This is a genomic window from Kineococcus sp. R86509 (assembly GCF_042466365.1).
Classification (GTDB): Bacteria; Actinomycetota; Actinomycetes; order Actinomycetales; family Kineococcaceae; genus Kineococcus.
This window is the reverse complement of sequence record NZ_JAXHCE010000001.1, coordinates 3,886,754-3,906,384: the sequence shown is the minus strand read 5'-3', so window position 1 is coordinate 3,906,384 and position 19,631 is coordinate 3,886,754. Positions and strand designations below refer to the sequence as shown.

Annotated in this window: 19 protein-coding genes; 15 read left to right on the top strand and 4 right to left on the bottom strand. The window is 71.9% G+C overall.

The features are described 5' to 3' along the window. Positions 1-122: 122 nt before the first annotated feature. Together SJY07_RS19090 and SJY07_RS19085 are read left to right on the top strand one after the other, a co-directional pair. Positions 123-1,805 carry a CHAD domain-containing protein gene (locus tag SJY07_RS19090; protein WP_380161202.1) on the top strand — a complete coding sequence of 561 codons (1,683 nt, stop codon included), beginning with the start codon at positions 123-125 and terminating at the stop codon, positions 1,803-1,805. A gap of 65 nt (positions 1,806-1,870) precedes the next feature. Continuing rightward, positions 1,871-2,113, top strand: a complete 243-nt coding sequence (locus SJY07_RS19085) for a hypothetical protein (RefSeq protein ID WP_380161201.1) — start codon at positions 1,871-1,873, stop codon at positions 2,111-2,113. Between the two features lie 94 nt (positions 2,114-2,207). On the opposite strand, the gene SJY07_RS19080 is transcribed toward SJY07_RS19085, so the two are convergent. Beyond that, the gene (locus SJY07_RS19080) at positions 2,208-4,271 is read right to left on the bottom strand and encodes a putative bifunctional diguanylate cyclase/phosphodiesterase (protein ID WP_380161200.1); all 2,064 of its coding nucleotides are present in this window, start codon (positions 4,269-4,271) and stop codon (positions 2,208-2,210) included. A gap of 430 nt (positions 4,272-4,701) precedes the next feature. Between SJY07_RS19080 and SJY07_RS19075 the strand changes: the two genes are divergently transcribed. From SJY07_RS19075 to SJY07_RS19065, 3 genes are read left to right on the top strand one after another with little or no spacing between them, the layout of a single operon-like run. Beyond that, positions 4,702-5,682: a phosphate/phosphite/phosphonate ABC transporter substrate-binding protein gene (locus SJY07_RS19075; RefSeq protein ID WP_380161199.1), complete on the top strand. Its 981-nt coding sequence runs from the start codon at positions 4,702-4,704 to the stop codon at positions 5,680-5,682. 29 nt (positions 5,683-5,711) lie between these two features. After that, complete coding sequence (gene phnC, locus SJY07_RS19070) at positions 5,712-6,509, top strand: phosphonate ABC transporter ATP-binding protein (RefSeq protein WP_380161198.1); 798 nt, start codon at positions 5,712-5,714, stop codon at positions 6,507-6,509. After that, positions 6,506-8,254 (top strand): PhnE/PtxC family ABC transporter permease, encoded by a 1,749-nt coding sequence (locus SJY07_RS19065; RefSeq protein ID WP_380161197.1) that lies wholly within the window; start codon positions 6,506-6,508, stop codon positions 8,252-8,254. The genes phnC and SJY07_RS19065 overlap by 4 nt, the downstream gene beginning before the upstream one ends. Here the strand turns inward: SJY07_RS19065 and phnF are convergent. Continuing rightward, positions 8,245-9,051 carry a phosphonate metabolism transcriptional regulator PhnF gene (phnF, locus tag SJY07_RS19060; protein ID WP_328292646.1) on the bottom strand — a complete coding sequence of 269 codons (807 nt, stop codon included), beginning with the start codon at positions 9,049-9,051 and terminating at the stop codon, positions 8,245-8,247. The genes SJY07_RS19065 and phnF overlap by 10 nt on opposite strands. Positions 9,052-9,097: 46 nt before the next feature. Further along, on the bottom strand, positions 9,098-9,721 hold the full coding sequence (locus SJY07_RS19055) for a chloramphenicol acetyltransferase (RefSeq protein ID WP_380161196.1): 624 nt from the start codon (positions 9,719-9,721) through the stop codon (positions 9,098-9,100). A 217-nt stretch (positions 9,722-9,938) separates the two neighbouring features. Here SJY07_RS19055 and phnG point away from each other — a divergent pair, with 217 nt between their 5' ends. The 10 genes from phnG to SJY07_RS19005 all read left to right on the top strand — a co-directional run bounded on the left by phnG (position 9,939) and on the right by SJY07_RS19005 (position 17,907). After that, positions 9,939-10,412, top strand: a complete 474-nt coding sequence (gene phnG / locus SJY07_RS19050) for a phosphonate C-P lyase system protein PhnG (protein ID WP_328292648.1) — start codon at positions 9,939-9,941, stop codon at positions 10,410-10,412. Next, positions 10,409-11,035 carry a phosphonate C-P lyase system protein PhnH gene (gene phnH / locus SJY07_RS19045; RefSeq protein ID WP_380161195.1) on the top strand — a complete coding sequence of 209 codons (627 nt, stop codon included), beginning with the start codon at positions 10,409-10,411 and terminating at the stop codon, positions 11,033-11,035. Before phnG ends, phnH begins: the two co-directional genes overlap by 4 nt. 1 nt (position 11,036) lies before the next feature. After that, entirely contained in the window at positions 11,037-12,140 is a 1,104-nt protein-coding gene (locus SJY07_RS19040; protein WP_380161194.1) for a carbon-phosphorus lyase complex subunit PhnI, read from the top strand. Beyond that, positions 12,137-12,997: an alpha-D-ribose 1-methylphosphonate 5-phosphate C-P-lyase PhnJ gene (locus SJY07_RS19035; RefSeq protein ID WP_328292651.1), complete on the top strand. Its 861-nt coding sequence runs from the start codon at positions 12,137-12,139 to the stop codon at positions 12,995-12,997. The genes SJY07_RS19040 and SJY07_RS19035 overlap by 4 nt, the downstream gene beginning before the upstream one ends. Further along, complete coding sequence (phnK, locus tag SJY07_RS19030; RefSeq protein WP_380162411.1) at positions 12,997-13,773, top strand: phosphonate C-P lyase system protein PhnK; 777 nt, start codon at positions 12,997-12,999, stop codon at positions 13,771-13,773. The genes SJY07_RS19035 and phnK overlap by 1 nt, the downstream gene beginning before the upstream one ends. A gap of 70 nt (positions 13,774-13,843) precedes the next feature. Beyond that, a complete protein-coding gene (phnL, locus tag SJY07_RS19025; protein ID WP_380162409.1) occupies positions 13,844-14,515 on the top strand; it encodes a phosphonate C-P lyase system protein PhnL in 672 nt (223 codons plus the stop codon). After that, positions 14,512-15,264: a DUF1045 domain-containing protein gene (locus SJY07_RS19020; protein ID WP_328292654.1), complete on the top strand. Its 753-nt coding sequence runs from the start codon at positions 14,512-14,514 to the stop codon at positions 15,262-15,264. The genes phnL and SJY07_RS19020 overlap by 4 nt, the downstream gene beginning before the upstream one ends. Next, the gene (locus SJY07_RS19015) at positions 15,261-16,430 is read left to right on the top strand and encodes an alpha-D-ribose 1-methylphosphonate 5-triphosphate diphosphatase (protein WP_380161193.1); all 1,170 of its coding nucleotides are present in this window, start codon (positions 15,261-15,263) and stop codon (positions 16,428-16,430) included. The genes SJY07_RS19020 and SJY07_RS19015 overlap by 4 nt, the downstream gene beginning before the upstream one ends. Then, entirely contained in the window at positions 16,427-17,026 is a 600-nt protein-coding gene (gene phnN, locus SJY07_RS19010; RefSeq protein ID WP_328292656.1) for a phosphonate metabolism protein/1,5-bisphosphokinase (PRPP-forming) PhnN, read from the top strand. Before SJY07_RS19015 ends, phnN begins: the two co-directional genes overlap by 4 nt. Beyond that, a complete protein-coding gene (locus SJY07_RS19005; protein WP_380161192.1) occupies positions 17,023-17,907 on the top strand; it encodes an oxidoreductase in 885 nt (294 codons plus the stop codon). Before phnN ends, SJY07_RS19005 begins: the two co-directional genes overlap by 4 nt. Positions 17,908-17,947: 40 nt before the next feature. Here SJY07_RS19005 and SJY07_RS19000 read toward each other — a convergent pair whose 3' ends face one another. Then, entirely contained in the window at positions 17,948-19,564 is a 1,617-nt protein-coding gene (locus SJY07_RS19000) for a methyl-accepting chemotaxis protein (protein WP_380161191.1), read from the bottom strand. Positions 19,565-19,631: the final 67 nt, after the last annotated feature.

Genomic DNA, 19,631 nt, shown 5'->3' with positions numbered 1-19,631 from the left:
CCGTTGCCGCGCTCCGTGCTTCGGTGGGCCGGGGACTCACTCCCGGTAGTCGATCGACAGCGCGGAGTGCGCCCGCCGGCCATGATCGTGCGCCGACGTCCGCGGGCGGGTAGACAAGCGGGATGGTCGACGCCCACGAAGAGATCGAAGTGAAGTACGAGTTCGCAGCCGACGCCGAGCTGCCGCCGCTGGCCGCCGTGCTGCCCGAGGACGACGCCAGCGGGCTGCGCGTCGGTGACCGCGACGAGTTCGTCCTCGACGCCGTCTACTTCGACACCCCCGACCTGCGACTCTCCGGGGCGAGGACGACGCTGCGCCGGCGCACCGGCGGCGTCGACGCCGGGTGGCACCTGAAGACCCCCGGCGACAACGGCGCCCGTCTCGAACGCCAGGTGCCGCTGGGACGCGCGGTCCGCACCGTCCCCGTCGCGCTGCGCCGCCTCGTGGAAACCCTGACCGAGGGACAGCCGCTCGTACCGGTGGTCCGGCTGTCCACGCACCGGAGCGTGCAGACGGTCCTCGACGTCAGTGGTCGACGGTTGCTGGAACTCGCCGACGACAGGGTCGAGGCCCACCGGCTGCTGCCGGCCGGGGGTTCCGGGGAGCCGGGCGCGGGGCAGACGTGGCGCGAGGTGGAACTGGAACTCCTCGACGGCGACCGTGCGGTCTTCGACGCCGTCGACGCCGCGCTGCGGGCGGCCGGCCTGGTCGTCTCGACGAGTCCCTCGAAGGTCGGGCGCGTCCTGGCGGGGATGCCGCCGGAACCCGCGACCGACGACCACAGCACCGACACCGATCCTGGCACCGCCACCGCGGAGGTCGTCCCCGTCGAGGTGACCACGCCGTCCGCCGCGACCCCGACGGAACCCCGGACGTTGTCCCGCGGCACGATCCCCCGGCGCAAGGAGCTGTCGACGGCGTCGAGCGCGGGCGACGTGCTCTTCCTGCACCTGCGCGAACAGGTCCAGCAGGTCTTCGACCAGGACGCCCGCGTCCGGGCCGACGAGCCCGACAGCGTGCACAAGATGCGGGTCGCCACCCGCCGCCTGCGCAGCGCGCTCCGCACGTTCCAGCCCCTGCTGGGCGCACCGACGAAACCGTTGCGGGACGAGCTGCGCTGGCTCGCCGCCGAGCTGGGACGGGCACGCGACGCGGAGGTCCTGCGCGACCGCCTGGTGCAGGCGGTCGCGTCGTTGGACGTCACCCCCGAGGACCCCGCAGCGACGGGAGCCGTACCGCAGTGGGTGGCCGAGCAGCTGGGGTCGGACTACCGACGGGCCCACGACCAGGTGCTCCTGGAACTGGACTCCGAGCGCTACCAACGTCTGCTGGACACCCTCCAGGAGTTCGTCGAGAGCCCGGCGACGAGCCCGAAGGCCCGTCGTCCCGCGGGGAAGGAACTCCCGAAGCGCGTCGCCCGGACGTACCGCACGCTGGCAGAGCTGGTCGCCGCCGCGCAGGACGCCCCCGCCGGTCACGCACGGGACGAGCTGTTCCACGAGGCCCGCAAGGCCGCGAAGCAGGTGCGCTACGCCGCCGAGGCGGTCGCCGTCGTGTTCGGGAAGGACGCCAAGCGGTTCGCCGCGGCGACGACCGCGGTGCAGGAGGTCCTCGGTGAGCACCAGGACTCCGTCGTCACCCGCGAGCGGTTGGCCGAGCTGGCCGCGCGGGCGGAGCCCGAGGTGGCCTTCGCCTACGGACGGCTGTTCGCGCAGGAGGAGACCCACGCCCGGCTCAGCGAGTCCGACGTCGAGGAGGCCTGGAAGGCACTGCGGGCCAAGCGCCTCCACCGCTGGCTGCGGTGACCGGATGCGCGCCGGGTCGGGTCGGCACCGGGAGACGCTGACCCGAGCCCCGGTTCCCGCGCAGTGTGGCCTCGGCTACCGACGCCGCCAAGCCGGAGACGTTCGCGGTGAACTCCTGGAACCTGCTGGACCCCTCGGTGACGTTGCGGACCACGTCAGGAGCCACCTGCACCGCCACCACCACCGGGGAGGTCTCCCGCGCCGCAGTGGAGCTGAACGAACTCGTCGCCACCTCCACCCTGTGGGCGTCGGTCGAGCGAGAGACTGCTGACGCCGCCGGCGGTGGTAGGTGCCCCCGATCCAGGTGACGATGGCGAGACGCGGTTCTTCGCGGCCACGCCGTCCGGCGGTTGAGGACGTTCTCCGAAAACGGCTGACGAACGACTCCACGGCCTGGAACCCTCAGCGACTCGAGGGTCGTGGCCCGCTCGGCGAGCGCGTCACGACCCCTGAGGGCCAGGGCAGCGGCAACGTCTCCGCCGGTGCCGGCCGGGCCAGCAGGAAGCCCTGGACGAACACCGCCCGACCGCGGGCCATCTCCTGCAGCATCCCCAGCTGCGGCTCCGTCTCGATCCCCTCAGCGGTCACGGCCAGCCCGGTGCTCAGCCCCAGTTCCAGCAGCATCCGGACCACCGCAGCGTCTCGCTCGTCCTCCAGCATGCCCGCCACGAACCGGCGGTCGATCTTCATCCCGTCCAACGCCAGGTCGGTCAGGTGGTGCAGCGTCGATGCGCCGGCTCCGAGGTCGTCCAACGTCAAGCGCACCCCCGCAGCCCGCAACCGCGCCAGATCCTCCGCGGCGGCCTGCAAGTGCTGCACCGTCGCCACCTCCGGGATCTCCAGGCGCAGCCGCTCAGCCGGAACCTGACAGTCTCCGACCGCAGCCAGGACCGCATCAGCCAGACCGGGCGCCTGCAGCCCCTGCACCGACAGGTTCACGTTGAGGAACGGCGGAGCCTGCAACCCCAGCTCCTGGGTCCAGGACCGCAGCTGGCGCAACGCCATCTCGAGGACGTGGTGGTCCAGTTCGGCGGAGAACCCGGCGTCGGCGACCGCGTCCAGGAACTCCCCCGGCCCCAGGAGCCCCCGGCTGCGGTGCTGCCAGCGGACCAGGGCCTCCACACTGGCCAACTGCCCCGTCGCGACCTCGGTGATGGGTTGGAAGTGCAGGACGAACTCCCCCGCGTCCAGGGCGCGTTGCAGCTCCCGCCGATCGATCACCGAGGAGCTGGTCCCGACCCGATGGGTGACTCCCGTCACCACGTGGGCCCGGTGTCCGCCGGCGACCTTGGCCTGGTACATCGCCAGGTCCGCCTCCCGCAGCAGCACGTCCGCACGGGCGAAGACGTCACCACTCGGTCGGGGTTCTCGGCCGGTGGATCGGTTCGGGCCCGGGTCGCTCTCGAGCCGAGTTCTCGCAGCGGCGTCGTGGATGGCGTCGTCGGCGACGGCGATCCCGATGCTCGCCCGTCCTGGCAGGACCAGCTGCCCCACGGTGACCGTCCCACCCAGGCAGGCCAGGAGGCGCTGTCCCAGACCGTGAGCCGCCTGACCGGCCTCGACGTCGCCCGGTAGGCGAACGATGACCGCGAACTCGTCACCGCCGAGTCGGGCGGGTAGGTCCTGAGGACGGCACGAGGCGCGCAACCGTTCGGCGACGACCTGCAGCACCTGGTCCCCGACACCGTGGCCGTAGCTGTCGTTGAAGGCTTTGAACCCGTCCAGGTCGATGTAGACCACGGCCAACCGCTCACGCCGGTCAGGCTGCTGGAAGCAGCGGTGCAGGTACTGCAGGAAGTGGTCGCGGTTGGCCAACCGGGTCAGCGGGTCGGTCAAGGCGTGCTGCGCCAACTGCGCTGACAGCGCTCGGAAGACCGCCGCCACGGACACCTGACGTGGCTCCTGGTCCTCGTCCACCACGAGGATGTCGCCCACGGCCACACCGGCCGCACCGACGTGGGCGCCGACGTCGCCTGGACGGTCAGCAGCGTCGCGAGACGGACTCTCAGTCCTCCCCCGCTGCGGAGCGGTACCTGGAGCACCTGCTCCGTCCGAGACCTGAGCCTGGTCGTGCTCGAGGACGAGGCGGGCGATGTCGGCGATGTCCGTGGCGGCGTCCACCACCAGCGGGGACCAGTCGGTCATCGCCTGGACGGTCTTGCGGGCGTGCAGGACCCGCCCGTAGCCCAACCGCCCGGTCATGAGCTGCTGGAAACGTGCCCGGGTCAACAACCCCCATCCCGCGGCCCGTCCCTGACCAGCAGCGTCGGCAGGAGGGTTCGAGGAATCGGCGGCGTGGTGAGCGGGCCGCACCGCAACACACGTCAACCGCGGATCGGAGCGGAACCGGTCGTCCAGGTCGGTGACGGGCAGATCCGCCGCGACCGTCTCGAGAGGGCCGGCCAGCACGCCGACCGAGGTGTTGGCGGGCCCCGTGCTGAGCAGGTCGCTGATCCACAGACTCACAGCAGGGGTATCGGATGGATCCTGCACGTTCTGACCATTGCATGATCGACATCATTCGGACAGCCGTACCGGTACGGACGCGCCCCACCCGTGACGCCGCCGCACGAGGTGCTGGACGGAGCCGCGAGAGGTCGAGGTGGAACCGTGGCGGCGAGCTCAGGCCCTGTCCCCGACGACGTCGCAGCACAGGTCGTGACGTTCGTCGCCCGCAGCCACGGTCCCCTGCCGGCCTCCGCGACGACGGAGACCCTCGACGACCGGGTGGCCGTGAGTTGTCTGGACTTCTGGACTAGTTCACGGTTCGGACACCCGACCGGGGGCGGCCTGCCACCTGCCCTCCCTAGCGTCGCGGCTGTGCCCGGGACTTCCCCGTGACCGCGCCCTCCTCCGCGGTTCCGCCGGGCCCCACCCGCCCCGAAAGGTCGCTCCCATGCTCACGTCCCGCACCAGGCGCTTCGGAGCACTCGCCGCCGGCGCACTGCTCACCACGATGGCCGTGACGGGTTGCTCGGCCGCGAGCGACGCCGCGACCGGGTCCGGTTCCTCTTCAGGGTCGTCCGGGGGTACCTGGGCGAAGTCCGAAGGGACGATCGTCTTCGGCGCCACCCCGGACCAGGCCGGCTCCGACTCGAACTGGAAGCCCCTCGAGGACTACATCGCGAAGGAGACCGGCTACGAGGTCGAGTACTACCCCACCGCCGACTACACGGCCCTCATCGCCGCGGCCGCCGCCGGCAAGGTGGACATGGTCACCAGCGGTGCCCTGCAGTACGTCATGGCCAACAACAAGGGCGCCACTCTGGAACCCGTCGCCGCCGTGCTCAGCTCCCCCGACGTCAAGGACCCCGGGTACTACTCCGAGGCCATCGTTCCCAGCGGATCGCCCATCACCTCCCTCGCGGGTGCGAAGGGCCACACCGTCTGCTTCGTCGACCCCAACTCGACGTCGGGTTTCCTCTTCGGGCTCTACCAGTTGTCCAAGGCCGGACTGAACGTGACACCGTCGGGCACCGACGCGAACGGGAACCCCACGTTCAGCGACTTCACGGCCTACTTCGCGGGCGCCCACGACAAGTCGGAACAGGCCGTCGCCTCCAAGCAGTGCGACGTCGGCTTCGCCGAGGACACCATCGCCGAACCCGGTGCGGCCAAGGGCGAGGTGACGGTCATCGGCAAGGAGTACGTCCCGGGGGGTCCGTTGTCGATCTCCACGGCACTGCCCGAGGACGTCAAGGCCAAGCTCACCTCGGCCCTCCAGGGCGCGTCGGTGGAGGCCATCAAGGGTTCCGGCGTCGACGTGACCGACGGTTTCACCTCCGGCTACTTCGGCGTCGAGCCGGAGAACGCGGACTACTACAAGACCATCGCGGACCTGTGCACCGAGATCCCCGCGGCCAAGTGCGCCGGCTGAGCGTGCGGACGAGCTGAGGGAACACAACCGTGACCAGCACGACGATCTCACCGGTCATCGCCGTCTCCGCGGTGACCAAGGACTTCGGCACCACGCACGCACTGCGCGGCGTCGATCTCACGGTGCGCCACGGTGAGGTCGTCGTGCTCCTCGGACTCTCCGGGTCGGGCAAGTCGACGTTGCTGCGCCACCTCGACGGCCTGGAGTTCCCGACGTCGGGTACCGTCCGCGTCCTCGACCAGGACGTGCCCGCGCTGGCTCCCGGTGCGTTGCGCGCCTTGCGTGGACGCGTTGCCATGATCTTCCAGCAGTTCGAACTGGTGCCCTCCCTCACGGTGCTCGAGAACGTGCTGACGGGGGCGCTGGGTCGCTTGCGCGGCCCGCGGCTGGGCCTGTGGACCTACCCTCGCGCGGCGAAGCTCACCGCCCTGAACCACCTCGATCGGGTGGGGCTGCTGGAGAAGGCCTACCAGCGCGCTGATCAGCTCTCGGGCGGTCAGCAGCAGCGCGTCGCGATCGCCCGGGCCCTCATGCAGGACCCGGAGGTCCTGCTGGCCGACGAACCCGTCGCGAGCCTGGACCCGGAATCGAGTGACCAGGTCATGGCCCTCATCCGCGAGATCGCAGCCGAACGGGGACTGACGGTCGTGTGCAGCCTGCACCAGGTCGACCTCGCACTCGGGTGGGCCGACAGGATCGTCGGTCTGCGCGGCGGCGAGGTCGTGCTGGACACCCCCACGGCCGGCCTGTCCAAGGCGCAGGTCATGGAGGTCTACGGCCGGGTGGCCGTCCCGGTCGGTGGCCTCGCAGCCGGAAACCTCCGGTGAGCACCCTCGGCACCGCCGAACGAGCGGTGCCCGGCAACGCCGGGGACCGCAGTCCGCGCCGTCCGGTCCGGATCGCGAAACCTCTCGCTCTGCTCCTCGTGGCGGCCCTGCTCGTCTTCGCGGTCTGGTCGATCAGCACCCTGGAGTTCTCGTGGAACGACCTGCTGCGCAGCACCCGGAACGCAGCCAGGGTGTTCTCCCACATGGATCCCGTCAGCCTGCCGGGCCCCGGCGACCTCGCGTACCTCATCGGACTCACGCTCGGGATCGTCATCACGGGCACCCTGCTCGCCTCGTTGATCTCCATCCCGGTCGCCTACGTCGCGGCCGAGAACACCACTCCTGCCACGTGGTTGCGCTGGGTCGGACGCGCGATCGGCGTCGTGACGCGCGCCGTCCCCGACGTCGTCCTCGCCCTGGCGTTCTCCCTGACGTTCGCCCTGGGCAGTCCGCTGCCCGGCATCCTCGCGATCGGCGTGCACTCCGTCGGGATGATCTCGAAGTTGTTCGCCGACGCCGTCGAGCAGGTCGACCGCGGCCCGCAGCTCGCTCTGCGGGCCTCGGGAGCGGGACGGGCCCAGGAGTTCTGGTCCGGGGTGTTCCCGCAGGTGCTGCCGTCGTGGACGGCCACGGCGCTGCACCGCTTCGACATCAACCTCCGGGGTTCCGCGATCCTCGGGTACGCGGGCGTGGGTGGCCTGGGCTACGCCATGAAGGTCGCCTTCGGGCAGTTCCCCGAGGGGTACGGGCGGGGGCTGGGCATCGCCGGCGTCATCTTCGTGCTCTGCGTCGTGGCCGAGGTCGTCTCCTCCACGATCCGACGCCGGCTGCTGGGCGTCGATCCTGTCGGCAACGGCCTCGGAGGTCGCATCACCCGGGCCGCGACCCGGGGCCGACCGCCTGTCGTGGCGCCCCGGAACCGCTCAGGGGCGACGCTGACGGTGACCGGCCCCACCGTGGCGCAGATGATGCACCGCCCTTGGACCTGGGAGCGCGTCCGCAGTCTGAGCTGGGTCCTGAGCGCCGTCGCGGTGGTCGTCGCCGGCTGGTTCCTCGCCGACGTCGACTTCAGCCAGATCAGCTGGAACCAGGTCGTCCCGACCCTGGAGAGCTTCTGGCCGCCGAGCCTGGGCAGCCACACCGCCACCGAGTTCCTGCAGGCCCTGCTCGTCACGGTCGAGGTCGCCTTCGCCGCCGCCGCCCTGTCGCTCGTGCTCTCCCTGGTCCTCGGCCCTCTCGCCGCCCGGAACGTCGCCCCCAACGGTGTCGTGCGTGGCGTGTTCCGCGTCGTCCTGGTGGTGTTCCGCGACGTTCCGGAACTGGTTCTCGCGATCTTCCTCATCATGGTCACCGGGCTCGGGAACCAGGCAGGTGTCGTGGCTCTGGCGTTCGGGGGGATCGGACTGCTCGGCAAGCTCGTCGCGGACTCCCTCGAGGAGGTGGCCGCCGGTCCGGAACGCGCACTGACGGCCGTCGGTGCCACCCGTGGGCAGCGGTTCCTCGCCGCCACCTGGCCGCAGGGCCTGCCCGCGGTCATCAGCAGTTCGATGTACCTGGTGGACACCAACGTCCGCGCGGCGACGATCCTGGGCATCGTCGGGGGCAGCGGCATCGGCTTCTACCTCACCAACGCCTCCAGCGTACTGACCCTGCACGGTCAGGTGACCACCCTGGTGGCCATGGTGTTCGTGACCGTCCTCCTGGTGGAGGGACTCGCGGTGTGGTTGCGGCGGGTCTACCGATGATCCTCGGCCGTCGGCCGTCCCGGGCGCCGACCCGCGGGGGGTGAGACCTCAGGGTGGTCGACGTCGAGTTCGACACGATCCGCCGCGAACCGCGTGACGTTGAAGAGCAACGGCCGCCCGTCGGGGTGGGTGTCCAGCGCGCGGACGACGAGGACGACGGAACCCGCCGGCAGCTGCAGGTCCTCGGCCTCGGCGGCCGTCGCGAGGCGACCACTCACGCTCGTGGCGGCCCGCACGTAGTCGGGCACACCCGAGTTGCGCAGCGCGACCGTCATGGACCCGACCTCCCGGTACTCCTCCGCGATGCCGGGGAGCGTCCCGGCGTCGAACCAGGACGTCACCCGCGAGATCGGGCGGCCCTCCACCGACCGCACGACCTCGAGCCGGCGCGCGGCACCATCGCCGAGGCCGAGGCGGCGCGCGACGTCCGCGGGCGGGTCGGGTTCGACCGCCGTCTCGATCAGTCGACCGGGCGCCGTCAGCCCTCGCGGGCCCAGGCTGTCGTTGAGGCGGGTGCGGACCCCGATGCGGTGCACCACGACGTCGTGCTCGGCCACGAAGGTCCCGCTGCCGCGACGGGCCACCACCAGCTGTTCGGCCGCCAGCGCCGCCACGGCCTGGCGCACGGTGTGCCGGTGGACCTCGAAGCGCTGCGCGAGCTCGCTCTCGGAGGGCAGTTTCGACCCGACCGGCACGACCCCGGCGACGATCTCGCCGCGGAGCTCCTCCGCGATGAGCCGCCAGGCGGAGTAACCGCTCGGGGTCCGGCCCTGCGCGGGCCTGCTCCGGGTGACCATGGTCCAGGTACTCTACCGGCCCTGCCCGGGGCCGACCCCGCGCGGATCAGCCGCCGTGCTTCTCCAGGAACACCTGGACCTCGAGGTGGCGGAAGTCCTCGAGGTGCCGGCGCAGCACCTCGTGGTCCCAGTCCCACCAGGCCAGGGCCTTCAGCCGTTCGGCGATCTCCGGCGGCTGACGCAGCCGGATCACCCGCGCCGGGACCCCCGCCACGACCGCGTAGTCGGGCACGTCCCGGGTCACGACCGCACCGGCGGCCACCACGGCACCGTCTCCGAGCACGACCTCGGGTTTGACCATCGCGCCGTGCCCGATCCAGGTGTCGTGCCCGATCCTGGTCCGCCGGGCCGCACGTCGCTCGAACCAGTCCGGGTCGTCGGCGACGTCCTCGAAGTAGTAGGAACTCCGGTAGGAGAAGTGGTGCAGGGTCGCGCGGTCCAGCGGGTGGTCGGTCGCGCCGATGCGGACGGAACTCGCGATGTTCGAGAACTTCCCGATGTCGGTGTTCGCGAAGTCGCAGAGCCGGTCGCAGTAGCTGTAGTCCCCGAGAACGGTGTTCAGCAGGCGCGTACCCGCGCCGACCTGCGTCCACCGGCCGAGCGAACTCTCGACCACGCTCACCTCCTCGTCGATCTCCGGGACGTTCTCCGACAGACGCGGTGCGTTCACGCTGTTCCTCCGGTTCCTGGCGGTGGCGGTGTCCTCCCGGAAGGTTTCCGGGAGGTGCGACGGTTCCGCCACCTCGTTCCTGCAACGTTCACCGGCCGTGAAGGGGTTCTTCGCCGACGGGGGTGCCCGGTGTCCGGAACCTAGGCTAGCCTCGAGTTGTCTGCTTCACCAGACAACTCATCCCGGAGCCGCACGACGAGACACGGAGGAGGTCGCGATGCAGGACGACGCGACGAGAACGGCGCGACGCCAGGGGTGGATGCGGACCCTGGGGGCCGCGACGACCACCGAACTCGACACGGCCTGGCGGGATTGGCACCCGAAACCCGAGGTCCAGGACGTCCGCGGTCCTGAGGCGGGGCTCGTCATGGTGCGCGGACGCATCGACGCGGGCGGCGGACGGTTCAACCTCGGCGAGGCGACCGTCACCCGCTCGACCGTGCGGCTCCACGGAACCGGGCTGTCCGGTGACCTGATGGGCAGTTCCTACCTACTCGGCACCGACCTGGAGCACGCGCGGCTCGCCGCGGTCTTCGACGGCCTGCTCACCGACGCGACCCTGCACGACCGCGTGCAGACCGAGGTCGTCGCTCCCCTCGCCCGGCGGCAGGACGCCCGCGACGAGGTTCGGCACCAGGAGGCGCGCAGCACGCTCGTCGACTTCTTCACCGTCTCCCGGGAGCACGCGTGACCACGCGCACCAGCACCATCCCCGCCCCGGGTTTCTCCGAACCCACGCGGCAGGCCCAGCAGACGTTCCGCGCCGTGCTCGACGCGCTCTCGCGACCCACCCGCCCCCTCCCCGTCGCCGGTCCCCCCGAGGCACCCGCGTCACTGGGGCCGGCCCTCGCGGCCGTCCTCCTCACCCTCCTCGACGAGGAGTGCAGCGCGTGGCTCGGTGGCCGGTTCGCCGACGACGCCGAGCTCGACGCCTGGCTGGCCTTCCACACCGGGGTCCGCCGGGCCCGCACCGCGGCCGAGGCCGACTTCGTGGTCGTCGACGCCGCGGCCGCACCGGCCCTCGAGGACCTGGCCCAGGGCAGCGACGAGGAACCGCACCGCTCCGCGACCGTCGTCCTCGACGCACGCGGCTGCACCGGGGACCGCCGGTGGTCGGCGCACGGGCCGGGCATCGAGGGTTCCGCCGTCCTGGTCGCACCGTGGGCCGACGCGGAGTTCTTCGGCCGCTGGACCCGCAACGCGGCGCAGTTCCCCCGCGGCGTCGACCTGCTGGTCCTCGACGCCGGTTCCGTCACGGGGCTGCCGCGCACGACCCGGCTCGGTCCCACCGCACCCACCACCGAGGAGGACTGACGTGTACGTCGCCGTCAAGGGCGGGGAGCGCGCCATCGCCAACGCACACGCCCTGCTCGCCCAGGTCGGACGCGGGGACACCACCACCCCGGCGATCGACCCCGGCCAGGTCGCCGGTCAGCTCGGCGTGCTCGTCTCACGCGTCATGACCGAGGGTTCGCTGTACGACCCCGCCCTCGCGGCGCGGGCCCTGCTGCAGTCGCAGGGCGACGTCCTCGAAGCCGTGACGCTGCTGCGCAGCTACCGCACCACGTTGCCGCGCTTCGGGTACACGCAACCGCTGGACACCGCGGGGCTGCCGCCGCAGCGACGGATCTCCGCTACGTTCAAAGACCTGCCCGGCGGGCAGCAGCTCGGCGCGACCTTCGACTACACCCACCGATTGTTCTCCTCCACTCCCACCGACGGACCGCAGACCCGGGTCGACGACGAGGGATCCGCGGCCATGCCCCGCGTCGCGGACCTCCTCGGCTCCTCCGCGCTCATCGAACCCGATGCCCACCCCGGCCAGGACGACGTCGAACCGGGCGACCTGACCCGGGAACCGACAGTGTTCCCGATGACCCGCGCCGAGCGGCTGCAGGCCCTGGCGCGCGGTGACGAGGGTTTCCTGCTGGGACTCGGGTACTCGACGCAGCGGGGGTTCGGCAACAACCACCCCTTCGCGGGCGAGGTCCGGGTGGGCGAGGTCGAGGTCGAGTTCGACGCCCCGGAACTCGGCTTCGCGGTCCCGCTGGGCCGTGTCGAGGTCACGGAGTGCCAGATGGTCAACCAGTTCACCGGCTCGGTCGACACCCCCGCCCAGTTCACCCGGGGCTACGGTCTCGCGTTCGGGCGCAGCGAGCGGAAGGCGATGTCGATGTCGCTGGTCGACCGCGCACTGCGCGCCGAGGAACTCGGCGAGCGGGCGACCGCCCCCGCCCAGGACGAGGAGTTCGTCATCAGCCACAGCGACAACGTGCAGGCCACCGGTTTCGTCGAGCACCTCAAACTGCCGCACTACGTCGACTTCCAGGCTGAACTCGTCCTGGTACGCCGCCTCAACCGGGAGTTCGCCGAACGCAGCGCGACCGCGCCGGCGACCGCCGAGGAGGTACCCGCGTGAACCCCGGACCCATCGTCTACAACGTCGGCTACCTCGACGAGCAGACCAAACGGATGATCCGCCGGGCGCTGCTCAAGGCCGTCGCCGTCCCCGGTTTCCAGGTCCCCTTCGCGAGCCGCGAGGTTCCGATGCCTCGCGGCTGGGGCACCGGCGGCGTGCAGGTGACCGCAGCCGTCATCGGCGAGGACGACGTCCTCAAGGTCATCGACCAGGGTGCGGACGACACGACGAACGCCGTCTCGATCCGGGCGTTCTTCGCCGACGTCGCCCACGTGCGCACCACCACGCGCACCGACGAGGCGACACTGATCCAGACCCGCCACCGCATCCCCGAGACCCCGCTCGCACCGGGGCAGGTGATCGTCTACCAGGTCCCGCTGCCCGAACCCCTGCGGTTCCTGGAACCCCGCGAGACCGAGACCCGGCGCTTGCACGCGCTCGAGGAGTACGGGCTGATGTACGTCAAGCTCTACGAGGACATCGCCCGGTTCGGACACATCGCCAAGACCTACGACTACCCCGTGCTGGTGGGTGGACGCTACCTCATGGCCCCCTCCCCCATCCCGAGCTTCGACAACCCCAAGATGGACATGAACCCCGCCCTGCAACTGTTCGGCGCGGGCCGCGAGAAGCGCATCTACGCGGTGCCGCCGTTCACGAAGGTCGAGAGCCTCGGTTTCGAGGACTTCCCCTTCGAGCCGCAGCGCTTCGACCGACCGTGCGAGATCTGCGGCTCGAACGGCGTCTACCTCGACGAGGTCATCACCGACGACGCCGGCGGGGCCGTGTTCGTGTGCTCAGACACCGACCACTGCGAACGCACGCTGAGCAGTCACGACCAGGAGGTCCCCGCGTGATCGACGAACTGCCGCTGCTGCAGGTCCGAGGGGCGGGCCACCGCTACGGCGATCGGTTCGGCTGCCGCGACGTCGACCTCGACCTGTGGCCCGGTGAGGTGCTCGCGGTGGTGGGCGAGTCGGGCTCGGGCAAGTCGACTCTGCTCGGGGTCCTCTCCCAGCGCCTCGGACTCAGCGAGGGGAGCGTCGCCTACCGGAACGCCGACGGCGAGACCCTCGACCTGGGCACCCTCGGCGAAGGCGCCGTGCGCCGGTTGTGGCGCAGCGAGTGGGGCTTCGTGCACCAGGACGCCGCCGACGGCCTGCGCATGCACGTCAGTGCGGGCGGGAACGTCGGCGAGCCCCTCATGACCAACGGGTGGCGCAACTACGCCGAGATCCGCGCCACGGCGACCGAGTGGCTGCGTCGCGTCGAGATCCCCGTGGACCGCATCGACGACCACCCCACGACGTTCTCCGGCGGCATGCGCCAGCGACTGCAGATCGCCCGCAACCTCGTCGTCTCGCCCCGGCTGGTGTTCATGGACGAGCCGACGAGCGGGCTCGACGTGTCGGTGCAGGCGCGGTTGCTCGATCTGCTGCGCAGCCTCGTCACCGAGTTCGGGCTCGCCGTCGTCATCGTCACCCACGACCTCGCCGTGGCCCGGCTCATCTCCCACCGCACGATCGTCATGAAGGACGGTCGCGTCATCGAGTCCGGTCTGACCGACCGCGTCCTCGACGACCCGCACGCGCCCTACACCCAGCTGCTCGTCTCCTCGATCCTGCAAGGATGACCCGCCCGTGACCGGAAACCCCGTCCCCCGTCCGGTGTTGACCGTCTCCGCCGTCGACAAGACGTTCACCATGCACCTGCAGGGCGGTCAGCGGCTCGCCGTGCTGAACCACCTCGACCTCGTCGTCCACCACGGCGAGTGCGTCGTGCTCGGCGGCACCTCCGGCGCCGGCAAGAGCACGATCCTCAAGATGGTCTACGGAAACTACTCCGCGGACAGCGGCCGCATCCTGCTGCACCGCGACGGCGTCGACGACGTCATCGACCTGGCGGGGGCGGACGCCCGCGAGGTGCTCGCGGCCCGCCGCGACACCATGGGGTACGTCAGCCAGTTCCTGCGGTGCGTCCCCCGCGTCCCCGCGCTGGACATCGTGGCCGAACCCCTGGTGGAGCGAGGCGTCGACCTGCCCTCGGCGCGCGACCGCGCGGCCCAGGTGCTGACCCGGTTGTCCATTCCCGAGCGGCTCTGGTCCCTGCCTCCCGCGACGTTCTCGGGGGGTGAGCAGCAGCGCGTCAACATCGCCCGGGGTTTCCTGCCCGATCTGCCGCTGCTGCTGCTCGACGAACCCACGGCGTCCCTCGACGCCCGCAACCGCGACGTCGTGGTGGAACTCATCGCCGAGAAACGGGCACAGGGCGTCGGCCTGCTCGGCATCTTCCACGACCTCGAGGTGCGCGACGCGGTCGCCGACCGGGTCGTCGACGTCGAGGCCTTCGCCCCCCACGCGGCGGTTCCGGCGTGACGCAGCGGGTCGCCCTCTACGCCCTGCCCGGAGCGGGCACGGGCGACGACGTCGGTGACCTCCTGCGCGCCCGGGCGGAGTCCTGGCTCGGGCGCCGGGTGGACGGTTCGGTCCCCGACGCCGCGCCCCCACCGGGGTGGAACCGTTCCGAGCTCGACGCCGTCACCGTGCAGGCTCGGCGGTACGGGTTCCACGGCACGCTCAAGGCGCCGTTCCGGCTCGCGCCGGGGCGGACGCTGGAGGAGCTGGCGGACGGCGTGAGCCGGTTCGCCGCGGCCCGGGCAGCCGTCGACGTGCCGGACCTGGCGCTGCTGCGCCTCAGCGGGTTCTTCGCCCTCGTCCCCGGCCGCCCGGTCAGTGCCCTCCACGCGCTGGCCGACGCCCTCGTGACGACGTTCGACGAGTTCCGTGCGCCCCTGACGGAGGCGGAGAGCGCCCGCCGCGACCCTGCCGCGCTCACCCCCCGGCAGCGGGAGCTGCTGGCGAGGTGGGGGTACCCGTACGTGCTGGAGGAGTTCCGCTTCCACTTCACCCTCACCGACCGGATCGACCCCGATCTGGAACCCCGGGTCCGGGACGCCCTGACGGGATGGTTCGCGCCCCTCCTCGGGCGTGGCGTGTGCCTCGACGCCGTCGCGGTGTTCACCGAGGACGAGCCGGGCGCGCCCTTCCTCCTCCGTTCGCTGCACCCTCTCCGGACCGCTTCCGGGACGGAACTCCCCCACCTCGAGACCGGAAGGGTCCGATGAACCACGAGACCGTCCTCACCCACGCCCGCGTCGTCCTCGACGACGGCATCCTCGACGGTTCCGTCCTGCTGCGCGACGGCCTGATCGCCGACATCACCCCGGGCCCGGTCGCGGGCGGTGTGGACCTCGACGGCGACCTGCTGCTGCCCGGTCTGGTGGAACTGCACACCGACCACCTGGAGGCACACGCCCGCCCGCGCCCGGGCACGGACTGGGACCCGGTGCCCGCCGTGCTGGCGCACGACGTGCAGCTCAGCGGGGCCGGCGTCACCACGGTGTTCGACGCCGTCCGCATCGGCTCGGAGGGACACGGCGACACGTTGACGGAACGCGCCCGCTCGCTCGCCGAGGCCGTCGAGCACGCCGAGCGGGCGGGCCTCACCCGAGCCGAGCACTTCATCCACCTGCGGTGCGAGGTGGCGGCACCCCAGACGGTCGCCGAGTTCGAGGCTCTGGAGGACCTGACCTCGGTCCGCCTCGCCTCGCTGATGGACCACACACCCGGTCAGCGCCAGTACGCCGACGTAGAGGCCTTCCGGCGCTACGTCGTCGGCAAGGGGCAGGTCGCCCCCGACGGCGTGGAGGCGCTGATGGCGCGGCTCGAGGTCATCGCGGAGGAGTTCTCCGTGCCCAACCGGAAGGAGATCGCGCGGCGCGCCTCGGCGCGGGGCATCACCCTCGCCGCCCACGACGACGCGACGCTCGACCACGTCGAGGAGTCGCAGTCGTTCGGCGTCCGGATCTCGGAGTTCCCGACCACCGAGGTCGCGGCGAAGGCGGCGCGCGAGCACGGACAACTGATCGTCATGGGCGCGCCGAACATCGTGCGCGGCGGCAGCCAGTCGGGCAACGTCGCCGCCGCGACCCTGCTCGACCAGGGCCTGCTCGACGTCCTGTCCTCGGACTACGTCCCCGCGAGCCCGTTGCAGGCGATCGTGCAGCTGGACGCCGACGGTCGTTGCCCGCTCGTCGAGGGGGTGAAGCTCGTGAGCGGGAACCCCGCGCGCGCGGTCGGCCTGGAGGACCGCGGAACCATCGTCGTCGGACGCCGCGCCGACCTGGTGCGCGTCCACACCCACGCCCTGCCCGCCACCGAACGCCACGTCCGTGGGCGCGTGGTGCCGGTGGTGCGCGGAGTGTTCCGCGGCGGATCGCGCGTGCTGTGAAGCTGGGGCCCGGCGCGTTCATCGCGGTCACCGGGGCCAGCGGGGTGGGCAAGGACGCGGTCCTCGCCGCCGCCCGCGCGGTCGCCGGCGACGACGCGCACTTCCCGACCCGGGTGATCACGCGGCGCCCGGGGGGCGGTGAGGAGTCCACGCCGGTGGACGAGGCCGAGTTCCGGCGTGCCCGGGAGGCCGGGGCCTTCGCCGTCTGGTGGCAGGCGCACGGGTTGTCCTACGCGATCCCCGTCTCGGCCGACGCGGCCGTCCTCGAGGGCCGGGTCGTCGTGGCGAACGTGTCCCGTGGCGCGCTGGACGCGCTCGAGGAGCGGTACGCGCGCCTCGTCGTGGTGGGCGTCACCGTGTCCGACGCCGTGCGAGCGCAACGGTTGCGGGCCCGCGGACGGGAGGACGGCGAGGCCGTCGACCGGCGGTTGTCCCGGCCCGACCCCGCGCCCGGCCGGGTCCCCGACCAGATGATCCGCAACGACGGCACGATCGGCGAGGGGGGCGCGCAGTTGCTGCGCGTCATCTCGTCCGTCCAGCGGGGTTCGACCGCGAGGGCGCGCCTTCGACCGACGGTTCCGGGGGGACGTCCGTGAACCCGAGCGTCGCCGTCGTGGGCCCGGGCGCGATCGGCACGACCGTCGCGGCCGCGTTGCACGAGGTCGGTCGCACCCCGGTGCTGTGCGGCCGCACGGCCCGCGAGCAGCTGGAACTGCGCGACGACGCCGGCTCCGTCGTCGTCCCGGGGCCGGTGCTCACCGACCCCGCGCGCGTGGCGGGTCGCGTGGACCTCGTCCTGCTCGCGGTGAAGACCACCCAGGTCGAGGCGAGCGCAGCGTGGCTGGCGGCGTTGTGCCGCCCGGACACCGTGGTGTGCGTCCTGCAGAACGGAGTCGAGCAGGTGTCGAGCGTCGCCCCGCACGTCCCGGGCGGGCCGGTGCTCCCCGCCGTCGTCTGGTTCCCCGCGCAGACGCAGCCCGACGGTTCCGTGTGGTTGCGCGCCCGACCCCGCGTCACCGTTCCCGACGTGCCGGCCGCCCGGGTGGTCCTCGACGCGTTGCGCGACAGCCGGTGCACGGCGGAGCCGGCCGCCGACTTCACGACCCTCGCCTGGCGCAAACTGCTGCAGAACTCCGTCGCCGGGTTGATGGCGCTCACCGGCCGGCGCGCAGGGATGTTCCGCCGCGACGACGTGGGCGGATTGGCCCTCGCCTACCTGGCCGAGTCCCTCGCGGTGGCCCGGGCCGAGGGCGCACTCCTGGGCGAGGACGTCGCGCAGGAGGTCCTCGACTCCTTCCGCGCCCACCCCGCCGACCTGGGAACCTCGATCCTCGCCGACCGGGACGCCGGACGGCCGCTGGAGTGGGACGTCCGCAACGGTGTCATCCAGCGCCGTGGCCGGTCGCACGGGATCAGAACACCGGTCAGCGACGTCGTGGTGGCCCTGCTGGCGGCCGCCAGCGACGGGCCCGGCTGATCCCGCGCTGTCGCGGCTGATCCGCGCTGTCGCGTCGGGGTCAGTAGCGGAAGACGCTGACCAGACCCTCCAGTTCCCGTGCCGTGTCGGCCACGTCGTTCGCGGTCCTGGCGGTGTCACCGGCGCTGCGGGTCGCCTCGGCGGCCGACGCCGCCATCCCGGAGACGTTCGCGGCGATCTCCTGGGACCCGCCGGACACCTCGGTGACGTTGCGGACCATCTCCGAGGTCGTGGCCGACTGCTCCTCCACGGCCGCGGCGATGGTGGCCTGCAACGCGTCGATGCGGGCGATGACCTCACCGATGTCGGCGATGGCGGCCGCGGCGGCGACGGCGTCGGTCTGCGTGGCCCCGACCCGGCTGGTGATGTCCTCGGTGGCGCGGGCGGTCTGCTGGGCCAGTTCCTTGACCTCCCCGGCGACGACCGCGAAACCCTTCCCGGCGTCGCCGGCCCGGGCCGCTTCGATGGTGGCGTTGAGGGCGAGCAGGTTCGTCTGCTCGGCGATGGAGGTGATGAGCTTGACGACGTCGCCGATCTCCCGGGAGGAGGCGGACAGGCGGTCCAACGTCGCGGAGGCCTCGCTCGCGGAGGCGACCGCAGCCGCGGCCACGGAGGACGCCTCGGCGGTCGAGGCCGCGATCTCGCGGATGGCCGAACTCATCTCGTCGCCCGCGGCGGCCACGGTGCCGATGTTGGCCGAGATCTCCTCCGTCGCAGCGGAGACGACCTGGGACTGGTCAGCCGACTGCTCCGCGCCCACGGAGAGCTGGGTGGACACCTGCGTCAGCTGCACGGCGTAGGCGGCCAGCTGACCGGCGCTACCGGTGATCTGCTGCATGGCGCCGCGGAAGCGGAGCGTGGAGTGGTCGAGGGCGCGGGCCATGGTCCCGATCTCGTCGCGGCTGGACAGGTCGACCGTGGCCCCGAGGTCGCCGTCCGCGACCCGCGAGAGGACGTCGGTGCCACGGGTCAGCGGGGAGACGATGCTGCGACGGACGACGAGGGCGGCCCCGACCGCGACGGCCAGGCTGACCAGCAGCAGCGTCAGGACGACGAGCTGGCCGTGACGCACCGTGGCGGCGAAGTCCTGCCCGGCGGCGAGAGCGGTACCGGCGCGCTCCGTCTCCTTGCTCAGCGCTGCCTCGTAGGCCTTCCGCGCGTCACGGTTGACCCCGAACGAGGCGGTGACCGCCGCGTCCCGGTCGGTGCCGGCGAGGGTGTACTCCGCGCTCAGGGCCTCGAACCAGGCGTCGACGTCCTTCTGGATGGTGTCGACGGTCACTCGCTGCGCCGCACTGTCGGCTGCTGCGCGCGACGTGGCCATCGCGGTGTCGAAACCCTTCTGGCGTCCCAGGCTCTCGTCGACGTACTTCTGCTCGGCGGTGATGAAGAAACCCCGCTCGTCGGTGGCCGCCGACTTCGCCGCCAGGGCGGCCTGCTGCAGACCGGTGATGTAGGGGACGGCGCGGCCCACCTCGCGCTGGCGTTGCGTCTGCAGGCTCTGCATCACCGACAGGCTGACGAGACCGACGACCAGGGCCGCGACGGCGACCAGGGCCGTAGCCGCCAGCAGCCGGGTCCCCACGCGACGGTTGGCGAGCCAGCCGCCCGCTGCACCGACACCCGCTCGATCCGAACGCACCTGCTGCTGACCCATGTTCTCGTTGCCACCCTCCGAACGCCGACCGGTTCAGCGTTGCACCACTGCACATCGACGACGATTC

Bases quoted from the DNA above. Each gene is read 5' to 3' on its own strand.
- SJY07_RS19015 (WP_380161193.1), top strand. From the start codon at position 15,261: ATGAACCACGAGACCGTCCTCACCCACGCCCGCGTCGTCCTCGACGAC.
- SJY07_RS19075 (WP_380161199.1), top strand. From the start codon at position 4,702: ATGCTCACGTCCCGCACCAGGCGCTTCGGAGCACTCGCCGCCGGCGCA.
- SJY07_RS19000 (WP_380161191.1), bottom strand. From the start codon at position 19,564: ATGGGTCAGCAGCAGGTGCGTTCGGATCGAGCGGGTGTCGGTGCAGCG.
- phnL (WP_380162409.1), top strand. From the start codon at position 13,844: ATGCACCTGCAGGGCGGTCAGCGGCTCGCCGTGCTGAACCACCTCGAC.
- SJY07_RS19090 (WP_380161202.1), top strand. From the start codon at position 123: ATGGTCGACGCCCACGAAGAGATCGAAGTGAAGTACGAGTTCGCAGCC.
- phnF (WP_328292646.1), bottom strand. From the start codon at position 9,051: ATGGTCACCCGGAGCAGGCCCGCGCAGGGCCGGACCCCGAGCGGTTAC.
- phnG (WP_328292648.1), top strand. From the start codon at position 9,939: ATGCAGGACGACGCGACGAGAACGGCGCGACGCCAGGGGTGGATGCGG.